This is a genomic window from Flavobacterium sp. (assembly GCF_029945805.1).
Classification (GTDB): domain Bacteria; phylum Bacteroidota; class Bacteroidia; order Flavobacteriales; family Flavobacteriaceae; genus Flavobacterium.
The window spans coordinates 13,987-33,005 of record NZ_JAQSDH010000045.1 but is presented as its reverse complement, the minus strand read 5'-3'; the positions used below and the strand labels follow the sequence as shown (position 1 = coordinate 33,005).

Sequence of the window (19,019 nt, the reverse complement as noted above, 5' to 3'; positions counted from 1 at the left end):
AAATATGATCAAATTAAGTTTTTCTCTTCTTCTTTTTGTCATGGTCTCCTTCCATGCAACTGCGCAAAAATTAGAATTGGATAGAGTCACAAAAGAAGAACTGGTCGAGAAGAAAAGTCAGAAAGACACTAGTGCTTCGGCGGCAATTTTATTTAAAAAGGGAAAGACAACATTTAAATTTTTATTAAGCGAAAGTAAGTTTGTTTCATATACACAATTCCAAATAAAACTTAAAATCTATAAAAAAGAAGGGCTTAAATGGGCTAATTTCAAAATACCTTATTATGTTGGTTATGATAATCTTAATGATGAATCAGTAAAGATTGAAAGTGCCTACACTTATAATTTAGAGAACGATAAAGTGGTAAAAGCCAAAGTTAGCGATGAAGGGAAATTTGTAGAAAATAGTAATCAGTTTTGGAAAGTAAAATCGTTAACCTTTCCCAATGTAAAGGAAGGATCAATCATTGAGCTGGAGTACGAATTAAAAACGGAAAATATCGCCACTTTACCCGATTTTCAATTCCAATATGATATTCCGGTCAATACGGTTGAATTCGTCACCGAAATTCCTGAAATGTATATCTATAAAGGAATACAAATTGGCTTTGTTGATGTTGCTAAAGAAGAAAAAATAGAAAGTACATCACAAGCACTTAATGATGTCTACAATCAAACCAAATGGATAAGTTTTAAGCAGATTAAGACAACATACAAGGTTAAAGACATACCAGCAATTAAAGAGGAAAGTTATGTAAATAACATCGATAATTATCTCGGTAAAATAGTGCATGAATTACAATTGATAAGAATGCCTGATCAACCAGTTAAGCAAATTGCCACAACTTGGGAAGCGGTTGCCAAATCAATTTTTGAAGAAGAAGAATTCAATACTGCGATAAGCAAATTTGACTATTTTTTAAATGATGCGAGACTGTTTATAAACTCTGGAGCAACGCCAGAAGAAAACACTCAAAAAGTATTCAATTTTGTTAAAAACAGAATGAATTGGAATGGAAAATATGGCTATTACCCGAGAACAAAAATGGAGGTAGCTTACGCCAATAAAGTGGGCAATGTTGCCGAAATTAATTTACTATTAGTTGCAATGTTAAGAATGGCTGGTGTTGAAGCCAATCCGGTTTTAGTGAGTACAAGAGATAATGGCGTAGCTTTATTTCCGAACAGAACACTTTTTAATTACGTAATCGCTGCTGTCAATATAGATGAAAAAACGATTCTTTTAGATGCCACGAGCAAGTACGCGGATCTAAACATTTTGCCTGTTCGAGATTTAAATACTTCAGGACGATTAATCAAGAAAGACGGAAGTTCTGCGGATATTGATCTTATGCCAAAATCGAATTCAAAGGAGGTAATCAATATTATGGCCACTATTTCACCACAAGGCGAAGTTTCAGGAAAAATCAGAGAACAATATTTTGATTATAATGCGTTAGTTTTTAGAGAAAGATACAGCGGAATTGCCAAAGAAAGTTATATCGAAAAACTTGAAAAAAGAAGTACAGGACTGAACATATCGGAATATGATGTTCAGAATACTACCGATTTTGCTTTGCCAATTATCGAGAATTATTCGTTTACTTCGACTAATTCCGTTGAAGGAATTGGTGATAAAATGTATGTTTCACCGTTTTTATTTTTTGCAAGAAGTGACAATCCGTTCAAGCAAGAGGTACGTGAATATCCTGTAGATTTTATGTTTCCCAATCAGGACAAGTTTAATATCAGTTTAATTTTCCCAGCTGGTTATACAGTTGAAACACTTCCAGAGTCAAAAGCAGTAGCCTTGCCAGATAATCTAGGGAGTTTCAAATACGTTATTTCTACTACGGGAAATCAGATTCAGGTGCTTTATACGTTGGATTTAAATCAAGCAGTTATCCCAGCGGAATATTATTTAGCGCTAAAAAATTTCTTTAAGGAAATCGTCAGTAAACAAACAGAAAAAATTGTCCTGAAAAAAGTTTAGCCGTTTTATTATTTCGGAATTGTATCTTTGGCTTACTGAATTTAATAAGCTACAAAAACAATGAATCTAAAAAACTCCCAACTAGAAGTTGACAATTGGATTAAAAATCACGGAGTTCGTTATTTTAACGAATTAACCAATATGGCGCAACTAACGGAAGAAGTTGGTGAAGTAGCCCGAATTATTGCCCGAAGATATGGTGAACAATCCGAAAAGGAAAGCGACAAAAACAAAGATCTTGGTGAAGAATTAGCCGACGTAGTTTTTGTAGTTCTATGTCTGGCAAACCAAACGGGAATTGACTTACAAGCTGCGTTTGATAAAAAACTAGATTTAAAAACCAACCGCGATCACGATCGTCATCACAATAATGAAAAACTGAAATAATTGTAAATTGTGAATGGTAAATTTTGAATTGTAATTCATTGACCATTAAAAGTATAGTATGGCTGAAAATATAATTAAAGTAAAATCATTTGCTTTTGCATTAAGGATTGTTAACTTGTATAAATATCTTTGTAAAGAAAAAAAAGAATTTGTAATCAGTAAGCAATTATTAAGAAGTGGAACAGCTGTAGGTGCTCTTGTTCGTGAGGCTGAGCAAGCAGAAAGCAAATTAGACTTTATACATAAGCTCGCAATTGCTCAGAAGGAAGCTAACGAATCTGATTATTGGTTAGAATTATTGTTTCAGTCAGACTATTTAGATAAATCACAATTTCAATCACTAAAAAATGATATAGTTGAAATTAATAAAATTTTAGCATCAATTATCATCACAACAAAACAGAAGATTGGAAAGCAATAAACGTTCACTATTACGTTCACAACTCACCATTTACAATTCACCATTAAAAAAATGAACTGGATTTTATTAATTATCGCCGGATTGTTCGAAGTCGGATTTGCGACTTGTTTAGGCAAAGCCAAAGAAGCAACAGGGAATATGGTTTATATCTGGTATGTTGGATTTCTGATTTGCTTAACCATCAGCATGGTATTGTTGGTTAAAGTCACTAGAGAGCTTCCAATCGGAACAGCTTATGCAGTTTGGACCGGAATTGGAGCAGTAGGTAGTGTTTTGGTCGGGATTTTTATCTTTAAAGAACCTGCAACTTTTTGGCGTGTATTTTTTATCAGTACCTTAATAATTTCAGTTATTGGTTTAAAAGCAGTTTCAGAATGATGCTCTATTTACAGAAGTCGAAAGTCGAAAGTCAAAAGCTAAAAGTTACAATTACGGGTTCCAAATCGGAAACGAACAGATTGTTATTGCTTCAGGCTTTATATCCAAATCTAAAATTGGAAAATGCTTCAAATTCGGATGATTCAGAAGTGATGCTGCAAGCATTGACAGATGATTTGTCATCCCGAGCGCAGTCGAGGGAATTCAATATTCACCACGCAGGAACAGCTATGCGCTTTCTGACAGCCTATTTCGCCATTCAAGAAAATAATGAAGTTGTACTTACAGGTTCAACCAGAATGAAAGAGCGTCCAATCAAAATTTTAGTTGATGCTTTACGCCAACTTGGAGCCGAAATCAGCTACGAAGAAAATGATGGTTTTCCACCAATCAGAATCAAAGGAAAAAAATTAATTCAGAACAAAGTTTCGCTTGCCGCAAATGTTAGCAGTCAATATATTTCGGCACTTTTACTCATTGCACCCAAATTAGAAAATGGTTTAGAATTCACTTTAGAAGGCAAAGTCACATCCATTCCGTACATCAAAATGACTTTAGCTTTGCTAAACGAAATCGGAGTTGAAACGTCTTTTGTGAGCAACATAATTATAGTAAAACCAAAATTATCAATTATCAATTATCAATTATTAATTGAATCCGATTGGTCCTCGGCTTCCTATTTTTATTCAATCGTAGCATTATCCGAAATCGGAACGGAAATTACTTTATCCAATTACAAACAAAACAGTTTACAAGGCGACTCTGTTTTAGCTGAAATCTATGAAAATTTTGGAGTTGTGACTGTTTTTCTAAAGGATACAATCCAGCTACAAAAAGTTTCTAATTGTCAATCACAAATTATCAATTGTCAATTAAACAACGCTCCCGACATAGCTCAAACCATCGCTGTGACTTGTTTCGGACTCGGAATTAGTTGCCATTTAAAAGGTTTGCATACGTTGAAAATAAAAGAAACCGATAGAGTAGTAGCGCTTAAAATCGAGCTCGAAAAATTAGGTGCACATGTCACGGTTACCAATGAAAGCCTGACTTTAGAAGCATCCGATAAAATCAATTCAGATGTAAAAATTAAAACCTATCAAGACCACCGAATGGCAATGGCTTTCGCGCCTTTGGCTTTAAAAACGAATATAATTATTGAAGATGCGGAAGTAGTTTCAAAATCCTATCCAAGCTTTTGGGACGATTTGAAAGCAATAGGTTTTGACCTTCAGAAAATCCAGTAAACTCATTGCTTCTCGGACTTTGAAGCTTTGAAACTCTTAGATTTTGCAACTTTCTGAAAATAAACAGTAAAACACTTGACAACGCCTATTTGACAATCGTATATTTGCAATCGTTCAAATTTCAGGTGTATTTATCTGAAATCTAATATCTAAAATCTAATATTAAATGAAGTTATCTCATTTCCAATTCAATCTTCCGACCGAATTATTAGCAGAATACCCAGCCGAAAATAGAGACGAAGCCAGATTAATGGTTATTAACAGAAAAGAAAAAACCATAGAACACAAAATGTTCAAAGACATCATTAACTATTTTGATGACGGAGATGTAATGATTTTGAACAATACCAAAGTGTTTCCAGCTCGTATGTACGGAAACAAAGAAAAAACCGGAGCCAGAATTGAAGTTTTCTTATTAAGAGAATTAAATGCTGAGCAACGTCTTTGGGATGTATTGGTTGATCCAGCACGTAAAATCAGAATTGGGAACAAATTATATTTTGGTGATGATGATTCATTAGTAGCCGAAGTAATCGACAATACGACCTCTCGCGGAAGAACATTGCGTTTCCTTTACGATGGTTCGTACGAAGAATTCAGAAGAAAATTGACGGAGCTTGGAGAAACACCAATACCAAAATACATCAGTCGTGAAGTAACGCCTGAAGATGCGGAGCGTTACCAAACTATTTATGCCAAAGAAGAAGGGGCTGTAGCTGCACCAACTGCAGGTTTACACTTCTCAAAACACCTTTTGAAAAAATTAGAAATCAAAGGAATTGACTTTGCTGAAGTTACGTTACACGTTGGTTTAGGAACGTTCAATCCAGTGGAAGTAGAAGATTTATCAAAACACAAAATGGATTCAGAAGAATTAATCATTACTCAAGAAGCGTGTGATATTGTGAATTCTGCCAAAGTAAAAAAGAAAAGAATTTGCTGTATCGGAACCACTTCTATGCGTGCCATAGAAAGTGCCGTTTCATCACAAAGAACGTTGAATACCTTCTCAGGGTGGACCAACAAATTCATTTTTCCACCCTACGATTTCAGTATCGCTGATTGTATGGTGACCAATTTCCACACACCAAAATCGACATTGTTAATGATGGTTTCTGCTTTCTGTGGTCACGATTTGATGAAAAAAGCTTACGAAGAAGCAATCAAAGAAAAATACCGTTTCTACTCTTACGGAGACGCCATGTTGATTATTTAATCTGAATTGTCACGCTGAGCGCAGTCGAAGTGCTTATATAGTAGTCCCAATCTAGTCAATAACTAGATTGGGATTTTTTTTTAGGAGCGAATGGTTCGGGCATTTCAATAAACCCTATTCCTGCTGTCCGTTGCAATCTTTTTTTTGTCACATCGAGCGCACTCGAGATGCTTTCATAAAATAAAAAAAGGATTTCCACTGCCATCAGGGCTAAATACAATCTATAGTTAAATTTCTTTTTACTTTTCCCTTTTTACTTTTCCCTTTTTTTCTACTTTTACAACACAAATAAATACACCAATGACATTTCAAAATACACTCGAATTTGCGCAGCAACTCGATGCTCAAGACGATTTAAAAGACTACAGAAACGAATTCATTTTTCCACAGCACAACGGAAAAGAGGTGATCTATTTCACCGGAAATTCGTTAGGATTACAACCCAAACGCACTAAAAAATATGTTGACGATGTAATGAATGATTGGGCAAATCTTGCCGTTGAAGGTCATTTCTATTCCGAAAAACCGTGGTGGGATTATCACGAACGTTTTGCGAATCCGTTAAGTAAATTGGTTGGAGCAAAGCCTTCAGAAATTACGGTGATGAATACGTTGACAGTAAATTTACACTTACTGATGGTTTCCTTTTATCGTCCAACAAAAACACGTTACAAAATCATCTGTGAAGAAAAAGCCTTTCCGTCTGATCAATATATGTTTCAAAGTCAGGTGGATTTTCATTCCCGAAACTTCGGGATAAATAAAGAGGATGCAATAGTTGAAATCAAACGTAGAGAGGGTGAACACAACATTCGGTTAGAAGACATTTTGGCTAAAATCAATGAAGTTGGTGATGAATTAGCATTGGTATTAATCGGTGGAGTGAATTATTACACTGGACAAGTTTTCGATATGAAAGCCATTACCGAAGTCGGTCACAAAGCCGGAGCTGTAGTTGGTTTTGATTTAGCGCATGCTGCCGGAAACATCAAATTAGAATTGCACGATTGGAACGTAGATTTTGCGGCTTGGTGCTCTTATAAATACATGAATTCTGGCCCGGGAAATGCTTCGGGTTGCTTCATCCATGAAAAACACCATCAAGCCGATTTACCAAGATTTGCAGGTTGGTGGGGACACAATAAAGAACGTCGTTTCAAAATGGAACCAACGTTTGATCCTGTTCACGGAGCCGATGGTTGGCAAATAAGTAATTTACCGATTTTGTCTTTAGCGCCTTATTTGGCTTCGGTGGAATTATTCGCAGAAGTCGGAATGGATAAACTAATCCAAAAAAGAAATCAAATTACAGCCTATTTAGAATTCGTATTACGCGAAATCGACAAAGAAATCGACGGAACCGAATTCGAAATCATAACGCCAACAAATCAAGAAGAACGAGCCTGTCAATTATCGGTTTTACTCCACGGACAAGGTAGAAGTTTATTTGATTACCTAATGAAAAACGGAGTAATCACCGATTGGCGCGAACCAAACGTAATTCGTTTTGCACCAGCACCATTTTACTGCTCGTACGAAGACATGTATAACTTTGGACAAATACTAAAACAAGGAATTTTAAAAGGATAATTTAAGAAGGGTTAGAGGTTTTCAGGTTATAAATACTTATAAATAAACCCATTGATGCAATTATCATTAGTTTAATGAAAAATAGATTTTTACCTTATTTTGAGTTCAATTAGAAAAACAATGTCAGTCTGAGCTTGTCGAAGACCTTTTTTAAAGTACTTCGACAAGCTCAGTGTGACAAACTGCAAATAATTGGCGCTACTATAAAATTGTACTAACTGTTTAACTTAATTCATTTATCAAATCTGTAATCCAAAAATCCATAATCCGATAATCTAAAACAAAATGACCAAACAACAAATCATAGACACTTTCGATCCAAGTCAACCCGGTTTAGCTGATGCAACCATTTTTGGATTACCCTTTTCAGCCGAACAATCCGAAATTATAATCATTCCAGTGCCGTGGGAAGTAACCGTAAGTTACGGCTCTGGTGCATCTGATGGCCCCGAAGCGGTTTTAGACGCGTCGTTTCAAGTCGATTTAAATCACCAAGATTTTCCCGAATTATGGAAACTCGGAATGTACTATGATAACGCGCCAGAACATTGGAAAATCAATTCCAATTCCTATAAAACGTTGGCTCAGCCTATCATTCATGCATTAGAAAAAGGAGAAGAGTTGAACCATCATCCCGCTTTAGTAGCCGATTTGGTAACCATAAATAAAGCATGCCGCGATTTGCATACAGAAGTAAAAGAAAAAGTGTTATTCTGGATGAATCAAGGGAAAAAAGTAGTGCTTCTTGGTGGAGATCATTCTACACCATTAGGCTATTATGAAGCCTTGGCCTCAATTCACGATAATTTCGGAATCCTGCATCTCGATGCGCACATGGATTTGCGAATTGCCTACGAAGGCTTTACGTTCTCGCATGCGTCAATAATGTACAATGCATTACAAATTCCACAAATATCCAAGATTGTTCAAGTGGGAATTCGCGATTTCTGCGAACAAGAAGTTACTGTGGCAAAAGAATCTAAAGGAAGAGTTTTAATTAATACCGATGCGGATTTAAAAGCCGAATCTTTTGAAGGGAAAACGTGGGCACAACAATGCGATGCAATTATGGCAAGTTTGCCTCATAAAGTGTGTATCAGTTTTGATATCGACGGAATGTATCCTTGGTATTGCCCCAATACGGGAACTCCGGTTCCAGGTGGATTTTCATTCGAACAAGCCACTTATCTATTCAATAAACTAGCCGCAAGCGGAAAAGAAATCATAGGTTTTGATTTAGTTGAAGTAGCACCAGGCGAGAATGACGATTGGGACGGCAATGTAGGCGCCCGAATGTTATTCCATATGTGTGGTGTTTTAGCTAAAAATAACGGATTGAATGTTGGAAATAAAATACTTTTTGATAGAAAATAATTCATTTTCAAATCCATTAGAATCCACCACTATTGCAAGCAGAACCGTAATTCTATAAACTTTGCGCTAAATCATATAACCCCAACATCAAATGGTTGTCGTTACTTTGCCTTGTAACTAATAACTATTGAATTATGAAAAAGGTACTATTGATTTTCGCCACTGTAGCTGTAATTGTATCGTGTAAAAATACAGACAAGCAAGGAGTAGTAGTTGATGAAGCGCGTCAAGTGACTATTGATTCTATGAAGACAGTAGCTCAAAAACAATATATCATTGATTCAATGAATACAGTTTATAAAGCGCAAGAGAAACAAAAAGAAGTAGTGATTGTAAATAATCAACAACCTGCTGCTGCAGCTCCGGCAAGAAAAAAATGGAGTGGTGCTGCTAAAGGAGCCGTAATCGGAGCCGGAGTAGGTGCTATAACAGGCGCTGCAATAAGTAAGAAAAAAGGAGAAGGAGCTATTATTGGTGGTTTGGCGGGCGCAGGATTAGGAGCTGGTACAGGTGCAATTATTGATGATAGTAAGAAGAAATAAAAAGGTACATAATGATTTTGGTAAAACGAGTTAACGGCAGGGATGGTGTTAACTCGTTTTTTTATTGGATTGAATTACGTTATAAAATCCCTAACTCTTTCATACACTGTTTCATCGACTGATACGTTCTTTCAATATCATTGTCTAATCCTATTGAAAAACGAATTAAACCATCCGTTAATCCCATCGCTTTTTGTTCTTCAAGTGGAATTTCAGAAGAGGTAGAACTCCCAGGCGCACTAAACAACGTTTTATAAAAACCTAAACTTACCGCCAAATACCCTAAGTTTCGCTCCTGCATCAATTCCATCAATTCATTGGCTTTATCCAAAGTCCCCACATCAATAGTCATCATTCCACCAAAACCATATTCTTTATTAATCATCGAAGCATACAATGCATGACTCGGATGACTTTCCAAACCAGGATATACCGTTTTAATGCCTTCATTTTCAAACTTCTGAGCCAAATACAAACCGTTATAACTGTGCTGCTTCATTCGAATGTGAAGCGTTCTCAGGTTTTTCATCACGCTCGCACTTCGCATACTATCCATCGTTGGTCCAAGCAACATGCTCGCACCCGAATTCACATCTTTCAAACTATTGATAAAATCTCTCGAAGCACAGGTAACACCGCCAACCGTATCGCTACTTCCATTAATATATTTGGTCAAACTGTGTATCACAATATCGGCACCTAATGAAATCGGCGCTACAGATAAAGGCGAAAAAGTATTGTCAACTACTAAAGTAAGCTTGTATTTTTTGGCAATTTTAGCCAGCGAAGCAATATCTGCAACTTCTAATAATGGATTACTTACTGTTTCGCAGTAAAGAACTTTCGTTTCCGGAGTGATGGCAGCTTCAACAATATCTAGTTTTGTAATGTCTACAAACGACGTTTTGATGCCAAATCGTGGCGTAAAGTTTTTCAAAAAAGCATACGTTCCGCCATAAATCGTTCGGCTCGAAACAATGTGGTCACCATTGCTGCACAACTGTAAAAGTGTCGGCGTAATAGCACCCATTCCAGAAGCAGAAACATTTGCAGTCTCCGTTCCCTCCATAGCGGCCAAGGCTTTGTCTAAATATAAATTACTCGGTGACGAATGTCTCGAATACAAATAACAGCCTTCAGCATTACCTTCAAACGTGTCAAACATCGTTTTAGCCGATAAAAAAGTATACGTCGAACTGTCCGAAATCGATGGATTCACACCACCAAATTCGCCAAAATATTGTAAATCTTGAATATTGTCTGCAGGATTAAAGTCTTTCATAGTTGTATCATTGCGAGGAACGAAACAATCGCATCCTCAATTAGTTTTATTTTTTGAAGCTAATTCCAGCTTCCCACTGCAATCTTTTTCAGGATTGCTTTCCCTTTCGCTTCACTACAGGGCAATCCTAAAAAAGGATTTTCATTGCAAACACGGAGTGTTCACCGAACACCATTAATAAATATAAACTTGTTTAGGTAATCTGGGCTAGGGTTTTTCGTTACCTTGTAACAATCATCAAAAAAACAAAATATCAGATTTAATGTCAACATAAAATCAAAATAATAGATTATAAAACTATATTTATTAATTTTAATAGAAATATTAACTACTTTTGAAATACAATAATTAATTATGCCGATTTTTTAACCGCAACTTCAACCCATGGACGCCACCGATAAAAAGTTACTTGAATTACTGCAACACGACACCAAGAAAACCACCAAAGAACTTTCGGTAAAACTCAACCTTTCGGTAACGGCAGTCTACGAACGTGTTAAAAAACTAGAACGCGAAGGCTTCATCGAAAAGTACGTCGTCTTGTTAAATCGGAATAAAATCAACAAAGGATTTGTCGTTTTCTGTCATTTAAAGTTATTGCAACACACCAAAGAATTCATCAATCAATTCGAAAAAGAAGTTGTAAAACTAAACGAAGTTTTAGAATGTTTTCACGTCAGTGGCGATTACGATTACATCCTCAAAATCTGCGTAAAAGACATGCGAGAATACAGAGAGTTTATGGTTACAAAGCTTACATCCTTGCAGCATATTGGCAGTACACACAGCACATTTGTGATAGGTGAAGTCAAAAATACTACCGCTTTTACCATCTAAATTTCTAAAAAAAACGCAATCAAAGAAAATCATTTTTAACCTAAGTTGCTTATTACATAATGAATGATCTGGTAAACGCTGGCTGTATCCTATGTTTAGTGGCTTGTTCATAGGCATAGGCCAAAGCGATTATTTCACCTTCACGATAAGCACCACTAAAAAATGATAGTCCTACAGGCAACTCATATACTTTTCCGCACGGCACACTAATATGAGGATAACCACTCATTGCCGCAGGAGCGGTCAAAAACACATCGCCCCAACGATCACCATAAATAGTGTCAATGCTGCACGATGGTCCCATAGTTAATCCCGTTATAGCATCGAGATTATTTTTTTGCATAACGGTATCCAGAATTTGTTTTGTACCGTTATGACTTTTAGCTAAGGCAGCAGTATATTCGGCAGTATCCAAACCGTTCTTGGTCTCACACATTTCTAAAATTTCTTGTTTAAACGTGGGCATGGTTTTGTCTTCGTTTTGTTTGTTGTAGGCAATAACTTCTGCTACTGTTTTTACCTTAGCATTAGTATTCGAAAGATATTTATTCACACCATATTTAAACTCATATTTCAGTACTACGAGCTCATCAGCACCCAAGGCATTAACGCGGTCTAAGTATTCAATTTCTACTATAACAGCACCTTGTTGTTTTAAAACGTTTACTGCTTTTTCTTGTAAGTGGTTCAAAAACTGATTGGTGTATTTTTTCTTTTCGACTCCAATTCTTTTGCCTTTCAATCCATTGATATCAAGGTATTTTGTGTATTTCGTTACTTTTCCAGCACTTTCTTTCGTAATAGCATCAGATTCATCAATGCCTGCCAAAATTTCCAAAAGTATCGCAGCATCAGTAACGGTTCTAGTTAGTGGGCCAGCCGTATCTTGTGTATGCGAAATTGGTATTATTCCGGAGCGGCTTACTAAGCCAACAGTGGGTTTAATTCCAACCACTCCACTTACCGAAGCGGGACAAGTAATTGATCCATCCGTTTCTGTACCAATCGCAATAGCACATAAATTTGCTGCCACAGCTGAACCCGAGCCCGAACTAGAGCCACAAGGTGAATGATCCAATATGTAAGGGTTTTTAGTTTGTCCACCGCGACTACTCCAACCCGAACAGGAATTCGTAGAACGAAAGTTGGCCCATTCACTCAAATTGGTTTTTCCTAATAAAACCGTGCCCGCATCTCGCAATCGCTTTACAATAAAAGCATCTTTTTCTGCTTGGTGTCCAAGCATAGCAAGCGCACCTGCAGTGGTCATCATTTTATCGGCAGTGTCAATGTTGTCTTTTATTAAAATGGGAATTCCGTGTAATGCTCCTCTTGTTTTTCCTTCTTTGCGTTCTTTGTCCATTGTTTTTGCAATTGCCAAAGCATCGGGATTGATTTCGATAACAGCATTTAGTTTTGGACCGTTTTTATCTATAGCTTCGATTCGGTCTAGGTATAATTTGGTGATTTGTTCCGAACTGTAATCTCCCTTTACCATTTTATCTTGAAGTTCAGCTACGGTAATTTCATTCAATTCGAAATTATCTTCTGCGCTATCAGTTTTAGTAGTCGTTGCTGTTTCTGTTTTCTTATCAGAACAAGCAGCCACAGCAAATAGAGTAGTGGTCAATCCGGCAGCCGCCAGACTACTATTGGTTAAAAAAGCTCTTCTTTTCATAAATGATATTTTTTAAGATGTAGGGATAAAGTTTATTAGATGGTTAAAAGTACAAAAATCTTGTTGCAATTATATTTAATCAGAAACAATAAAAAGGCAATGTCATTCTAATCCTATTGAAAGACACAATTTACTATATTTGTCTACGAAACATCCTCTCTATGAAATTTTTTAAGAAACTGCTTTTAGGCTTATTATCCATAATAATACTCATCGCACTATCCTTATTTGCATACCTCCAATATACTAAACCCAATTATCAAGGCGAAGAAAACTTAAAAAACCTCAGTACCGAAACCACTGTCTACTTTGATGAGTATGGTGTTCCGCATATTTATGCTGCTACACAAAAAGATGCCATGGTAACTTTAGGCTATGTGCATGCGCAAGATCGACTTTGGCAAATGGAACTCATGCGTCGTATTGCACCTGGGCGACTTTCAGAAATTTTCGGAAATCCCGCATTGAAAACGGATAAATTTTTTGCTGGAATTGGAATAGAGGAAAATTCTAAAAAAGCTGTCGCCGCTATGGATAAAAATTCTCAAACCTACATTTTGGCAAACGCCTATCTTGACGGAATCAATCAGTACATCGAAGAAGGAAAAACACCAGTGGAAATTACTTTATTAGGAATCAAACAAGAAAAATTTACCTTGAACGATGTCTATAATATATTCGGATATATGTCATTCAGCTTTGCCATGGCACAAAAAACGGATCCGTTGCTAACAGAAATTCGCGATCGTTTTGGAATGGAGTATTTAAAAGATTTTGGAATCGATGGTTCATTGGCAACAAAACAATTAAAAACGAATAAGGGCAAATACAAAGAATATACAACAATAGCAAAATCAGTTGCGAGTTTATTAGAAAATGCGCCTGTGCCCGCTTTTATAGGAAGTAATAGTTGGGTTATTGGTGGAAACAAAACAAAAAACGGCAAAGTGATTTTGGCAAATGATCCCCACATCATGTATTCACAACCCGGAACTTGGTATGAAGCGCATATCGTTTGTCCTGATTATGAAATGTACGGCCACTACATCGCGGGAACGCCATTTCCGCTTTTAGGACACAACCGCAAGTACGCTTATGGACTAACAATGTTTGAAAATGACGACTTAGATTTCTTTGAAGAAGTGAACAATCCAAACAATGAAAAGGAATATAAAACGGTTGAAGGATATAGAAACTACACTTATAAACAAAAAATTATCAAGGTTAAAGATAGTGCGGATTACAAACTAAATGTCAAAACTTCCCAACACGGGCCAATAGTAAACGGCTTATTAGATGGTTTGAAACCAAATGAATCCGTTGCGATGTCATGGATTTATACCCAACAAAAAAATCAAATTCTGGATGCCGTTTATGAATTATCGCACGCCAAAGATTTAGAAAATTTTCATAAAAACATAGAACTAATCAAAGCGCCAGGATTGAATATTATGTATGGCGATGCCAAAGGTAATATTGCTTGGATCACTTCTGGAAAGTTGTATAAAGTAGATAAATCGGTCAACACCAACTTCATCTTAAACGGAGCCAACGGCATTGACGATAAGAAAGAGTTTCTTCCGTTTGCTAAAAATCCAGCCGCTATTAATCCAACATGGAATTATGTGTATACTTCCAATAACCAACCTGAAGCTATTGACGGCTATTTGTACCCAGGATATTATCTTCCAAAAGACAGAGCCATGCGAATTGACGCATTGTTAGCTCCAAAAAATGATTGGACCAAAGAAGATGTTTCTAAAATGATAGTTGATAATACATCGGCTACAGCTCAAACTATAGTGGCAAATATGACTAAGCCATTGGATACATCCAAATTTTCACAAAACGAAAAGCAAGCGTTAAGCATTCTAAAACAATGGAAAGGAACACATGATTTAGAAGATATCGCGCCAAGCATTTACAACAAATGGTTCTACTTTTATTTGAAAGATACTTTTGAAGATGAATTGGGCGAAGAAAATTTCAAATTATTATTGGGCACGCACATTGTCAAGCAAATGATTGAGGCCCAAACTCAGAATGCAGTCTCGCCTTGGTGGGATAATGTTTCAACCAAAAATAAAACAGAAACGCAAGCTGAAATACTAACAAAATCCTTTAAAGAAGCCGTCGCTTCCTTAGAAAGTCAATTGGGTTCGGATGTCAGTCAATGGAAATGGGAGAAAGTACATAAAGTGGAATTCCAGCATCCTATTGGGAAAGTAAAACTATTCAGTAAGTTTTTTAATGTTGATACGTTTGGAATTTCGGGAACCAATGAAGTAATCAATAATCAATTGTTTACCTATTCTGATGATGCCCAAATTCAAGTAAAAGGCGGTCCGTCAACAAGAAGAATAATTGATTTTTCGGATATTGAAAACAGTTGGAGCATCTTACCAACAGGACAATCCGGCAACCCGATGAGTCAACACTATAGAGATCAGTCCGATATGTTTGTCAAAGGAAAATTCAGGAAAATGAAATTGAATAAGGAAGAGATCATCAAAACATCAACCAAACTCGTTTTCAAACCGAAAAGCTAACACAGATTGCACAGATTGGCACATATTGGCACAAATTATTTTTTTAGAAGGCACATTGGTTTTGAACGAATTTATCTGTTTTAATCTGTGAAATCTGTGTTTCTAATTGCAGCTGTGTTCCTTTATCTCTGTTAATCTGCGAAATCTGCGTTTAAATAATTAAATTTGCAAAACCGTTTAGTATAAATAAATGCAAAGTCCTCAAAAAATTGCTGTTGTAGGTTCGGGCTTAGTCGGAACATTGTTAGCAATCTATCTCAAAAAGCAAGGTCATACCGTTCACGTATTTGACCGAAGTCCCGATATCAGAACAGTTGAATTTTCTGGTCGTTCCATTAATTTAGTAATGTCAAACCGCGGTTGGAAAGCCATGGAAGACGTTGGTCTTGATGATGAAATTCGCAAAATTGGTATTGCAGTTGACAAACGAGCGATTCATTTAAAAGATGGAAAGCTGAATTATCAGAATTACGGTAAAGATGGTGAAGCAATTTTCTCTTTGTCTCGTGGAATTTTGAACAGAAGAATGATTGATTTGGCTGAAGCCGAAGGAGTTGAATTCTTTTTTGAACATAAAATTTGGGACATTACGTTAGCGGATGCCACTTTGCATATTGGGGAAACCGAAAGAGGCGAGTGGACTGAACTCAAATACGACAAATGCTTTGGTGCCGATGGTGCTTTTTCTAGAATTCGCCACAGAATGCAACGTCAAAGTATGTTTGACTACTCGCAAGAATTCATGAAAATGGGTTACAAAGAATTGCATATTCCCGCAAATCCTGATGGAACACATAAAATAGACAAGAATTCATTACACATTTGGCCAAGAGGAAATTTTATGCTAATGGCGTTGTCCAATTTGGATGGAACTTTTACTTGTACCTTATTCATGCCGTTTGAAGGCGAAAATTCGTTTGAGCATTTAAAAGATGAAGCCACGTTAGTAACTTTCTTTGCCGAATTTTTCCCGGATACCAAAGAAGTAATTCCGGATCTGGTCGAAGATTTCTTTAAGAATCCAACCAGTTATTTAGTAATGACCAAATGTTTTCCATGGACACATGGCGATAATGTCGCGCTAATTGGCGATTCGGCTCATGCAATTGTTCCTTTTTATGGTCACGGAATGAATGCTGGCTTTGAGGATATTACGATTTTAAGCGAAATGATTTCCAAATACGGTGATGATTGGGAAACAATTTTTAAAGAATACGAAATTTCCAGAAAACCCAATGCTGATGCTATTGCCGAACTTTCTTTCAGAAATTTTATGGAAATGAGTTCCAAAACTGCAGATGAGAATTTCTTATTACAAAAGAAAATAGAAAAGTGGTTTTCAGATAAACATCCCGATAAATGGATGCCATTATATAGCAGAGTTACATTCAGCTTGCAACCTTATTCCGAAGCTTTAGCCATTGGCGATCTTCAAAATAAAATTATGGAAGAAGTAATGCAAATGGAAAATATTCAAGAAAAATGGAATAGCGCAGAAGTTGAAAATAAAATAATTTCTTTACTGAAATAAGTTTTCAATATCAATTTCAAAAGTCAATTTCAATTTCAAAAATTGAACATTTTGATTGTCATTGCTATTGTTATTGCTATTGAAGCTCTATTCTTCCCGATGCACTTTAGTAAAATCAAACGCGGGTTTACAAACAGAAATATAATCACACGGTTCGTCAAACGGATTCGAATATTGAACTCTAGTATTCTTTTCGATTTTAATAGATTGTCCGGCTTCTAAGATTATAGTTTCCCCTTCAATTATAAATTGTTTTTTACCTGAAATGATATAAGTGTATTCTTCAAACTCTGGTGTTTGATATGGCTCACTCCATTTTGGCGGAGCAATCATGTGCGCAATAGAGATTTCATGGTTGTCGGTAGTCGGAATTCCGTGATGTTCTTCAATCACTTTTCCATCAGTAGTCGGAACTACAAACGGCGATTTTTGTATGCGGTATTTTTTCATAATTACTTTTTAAACATTTTACTCAAAACTCCGAAAACACCACGAATAAAACTTGCGCTTGTAACCACTTTTACAACTGATTTTGTAATGACAGTAGCTGTGCTGGGTTCGCTGCTTTTGCGCTCCTGAACCTTGGTTTCCTCTTCGGTCTCCGCTTGCTGAATGGCATCATTAATCTTTTTGTTTAACATTTCGTAAGCGCTATCGCGATCAAGTTCTTCAGCATATTTCCGAACCAATTTTGATTTGGCATTGATTTCTGATATTTCAGTTTCAACCAAAACATCCATTCGGCTCATTGGTGCACGCATCATCGTTGCGGCTAACGGTGTCGGAATTCCTTTTTCGTTCAACGCTGTTACAAAGGCTTCTCCAATTCCTAAACTCGTCAGCATTTCATCTGTTTTATAGTATTTGGATGTTGGATAATTATCGGCAGTTTGCTTGATGGCTTGTCTGTCATTTGCAGTAAAAGCGCGCAAAGCATGTTGAATTTTTAATCCTAATTGTGCCAAAACACTTGCTGGAACGTCCATTGGGTTTTGGGTAACAAAATAAACACCAATTCCTTTTGAACGGATTAATTTGATTATGGTTTCAATTTGTTCTAGTAATGCTTTGCTGGCTTCATTGAAGATTAAATGCGCTTCATCAATAAAAATAACAAGTTCGGGTTGGTCGGCATCACCTTTCTCGGGCATTTGTTGATATATTTCCGCCAACAAACTCAGCATAAAGGTGGAAAATAGTTTTGGCTTATCTTGTATATCCGTCAAGCGGATGATATTTACATAGCCTTTCCCATTTTCATCTATTCGCATCAAATCATCAATTTCAAACGACTTTTCTCCAAAAAAAATATCACCGCCTTGTTGTTCTAATTCGATAATTTTACGCAAAATAATGCCAGTAGTTGCCGTAGAAATCTTTCCGTAGTTTTCCTCAATTTCTTCCTTGCCTTCCTCGGTGATATAATTCAGCACTTTTTTGATGTCTTTTAAATCCAACAATGGCATTTTATTGTCGTCACAATATTTAAATAGTACCGAAACAACACCAGTCTGCGTATCATTCAAATTTAATATTCTTGAAAATAATACGGGGCCAAATTCAGAAACTGTAGCTCTAAGGCGTACACCATTTTGTTGTGAAAGCGACATTAATTCTACAGGAAAAGAAGCGGTAGTATAAGGTAGATTTATTTTAGCATGACGTTCTGTGATAAAAGGTTTTTCTTCGCCTTCTTTAGCAATTCCTGAAAAATCACCTTTAATGTCCATCATCAACACCGGAATCCCAAATGAAGACAATTGTTCAGAAAGTACTTGAATGGTTTTTGTTTTTCCAGTTCCGGTAGCGCCAGCAATTAATCCGTGGCGATTCAAGGTTTTTAGAGGAATCTTTATATAAGTATCCGCTAGTGCTTCTCCATTTAAAATGGCTCCGCCAAGAATAATACTGTCCCCTTTTGATGTGTAGCCTTCGTTTATATAATTACTAAATTCTGTGGATGTTGACATTAAATATATTTTAGATTATAAAGA

At 36.3% G+C, this 19,019-nt stretch carries 16 protein-coding genes; 12 read left to right on the top strand and 4 right to left on the bottom strand.

The genetic code is table 11. From position 1 onward, the window contains the following. Positions 1-4: 4 nt before the first annotated feature. The 9 genes from PSU83_RS12580 (at position 5) to PSU83_RS12540 (ending at position 9,148) form a co-directional block, all read left to right on the top strand. Entirely contained in the window at positions 5-1,993 is a 1,989-nt protein-coding gene (locus PSU83_RS12580; protein ID WP_300589858.1) for a DUF3857 domain-containing protein, read from the top strand. A 60-nt stretch (positions 1,994-2,053) separates the two neighbouring features. Continuing rightward, entirely contained in the window at positions 2,054-2,380 is a 327-nt protein-coding gene (locus PSU83_RS12575) for a nucleotide pyrophosphohydrolase (RefSeq protein WP_091475526.1), read from the top strand. A gap of 58 nt (positions 2,381-2,438) precedes the next feature. Further along, entirely contained in the window at positions 2,439-2,801 is a 363-nt protein-coding gene (locus PSU83_RS12570; RefSeq protein ID WP_300589857.1) for a four helix bundle protein, read from the top strand. 51 nt (positions 2,802-2,852) lie between these two features. Further along, positions 2,853-3,179, top strand: a complete 327-nt coding sequence (locus PSU83_RS12565; RefSeq protein WP_300589856.1) for a multidrug efflux SMR transporter — start codon at positions 2,853-2,855, stop codon at positions 3,177-3,179. Continuing rightward, positions 3,176-4,426: a 3-phosphoshikimate 1-carboxyvinyltransferase gene (aroA, locus tag PSU83_RS12560; protein WP_300589855.1), complete on the top strand. Its 1,251-nt coding sequence runs from the start codon at positions 3,176-3,178 to the stop codon at positions 4,424-4,426. The genes PSU83_RS12565 and aroA overlap by 4 nt, the downstream gene beginning before the upstream one ends. A 166-nt stretch (positions 4,427-4,592) precedes the next feature. Further along, positions 4,593-5,642, top strand: a complete 1,050-nt coding sequence (queA, locus tag PSU83_RS12555; protein WP_300589854.1) for a tRNA preQ1(34) S-adenosylmethionine ribosyltransferase-isomerase QueA — start codon at positions 4,593-4,595, stop codon at positions 5,640-5,642. Positions 5,643-5,942: 300 nt separating this feature from the next. Beyond that, positions 5,943-7,232, top strand: a complete 1,290-nt coding sequence (kynU, locus tag PSU83_RS12550) for a kynureninase (RefSeq protein WP_300589853.1) — start codon at positions 5,943-5,945, stop codon at positions 7,230-7,232. Positions 7,233-7,517: 285 nt separating this feature from the next. Beyond that, positions 7,518-8,606 (top strand): agmatinase family protein, encoded by a 1,089-nt coding sequence (locus PSU83_RS12545; protein WP_300589852.1) that lies wholly within the window; start codon positions 7,518-7,520, stop codon positions 8,604-8,606. Positions 8,607-8,740: 134 nt separating this feature from the next. Further along, a complete protein-coding gene (locus PSU83_RS12540; RefSeq protein ID WP_300589851.1) occupies positions 8,741-9,148 on the top strand; it encodes a glycine zipper family protein in 408 nt (135 codons plus the stop codon). A gap of 79 nt (positions 9,149-9,227) precedes the next feature. Here PSU83_RS12540 and PSU83_RS12535 read toward each other — a convergent pair whose 3' ends face one another. Continuing rightward, on the bottom strand, positions 9,228-10,430 hold the full coding sequence (locus PSU83_RS12535; RefSeq protein WP_300589850.1) for an aminotransferase class I/II-fold pyridoxal phosphate-dependent enzyme: 1,203 nt from the start codon (positions 10,428-10,430) through the stop codon (positions 9,228-9,230). A gap of 384 nt (positions 10,431-10,814) precedes the next feature. On the opposite strand from PSU83_RS12535, the gene PSU83_RS12530 reads away from it, so the two are divergent. Then, positions 10,815-11,267, top strand: coding sequence for an Lrp/AsnC family transcriptional regulator (locus tag PSU83_RS12530; protein WP_300589848.1), 453 nt, complete (start codon positions 10,815-10,817; stop codon positions 11,265-11,267). Between the two features lie 52 nt (positions 11,268-11,319). Here the strand turns inward: PSU83_RS12530 and PSU83_RS12525 are convergent, their stop codons facing one another. Further along, positions 11,320-12,945, bottom strand: a complete 1,626-nt coding sequence (locus PSU83_RS12525; RefSeq protein WP_300589847.1) for an amidase — start codon at positions 12,943-12,945, stop codon at positions 11,320-11,322. 161 nt (positions 12,946-13,106) lie between these two features. On the opposite strand from PSU83_RS12525, the gene PSU83_RS12520 reads away from it, so the two are divergent. Both PSU83_RS12520 and PSU83_RS12515 read left to right on the top strand, forming a co-directional pair. Then, positions 13,107-15,494 carry a penicillin acylase family protein gene (locus PSU83_RS12520; RefSeq protein ID WP_300589846.1) on the top strand — a complete coding sequence of 796 codons (2,388 nt, stop codon included), beginning with the start codon at positions 13,107-13,109 and terminating at the stop codon, positions 15,492-15,494. A 190-nt stretch (positions 15,495-15,684) separates the two neighbouring features. Then, positions 15,685-17,025, top strand: coding sequence for an NAD(P)/FAD-dependent oxidoreductase (locus PSU83_RS12515; RefSeq protein ID WP_300589845.1), 1,341 nt, complete (start codon positions 15,685-15,687; stop codon positions 17,023-17,025). 87 nt (positions 17,026-17,112) lie between these two features. Here PSU83_RS12515 and PSU83_RS12510 read toward each other — a convergent pair whose 3' ends face one another. Both PSU83_RS12510 and PSU83_RS12505 read right to left on the bottom strand, forming a co-directional pair. After that, on the bottom strand, positions 17,113-17,475 hold the full coding sequence (locus PSU83_RS12510) for a cupin domain-containing protein (protein ID WP_300589844.1): 363 nt from the start codon (positions 17,473-17,475) through the stop codon (positions 17,113-17,115). 2 nt (positions 17,476-17,477) lie between these two features. Next, positions 17,478-18,995: a helicase HerA-like domain-containing protein gene (locus tag PSU83_RS12505; RefSeq protein WP_300589842.1), complete on the bottom strand. Its 1,518-nt coding sequence runs from the start codon at positions 18,993-18,995 to the stop codon at positions 17,478-17,480. Positions 18,996-19,019 lie beyond the last annotated feature (24 nt).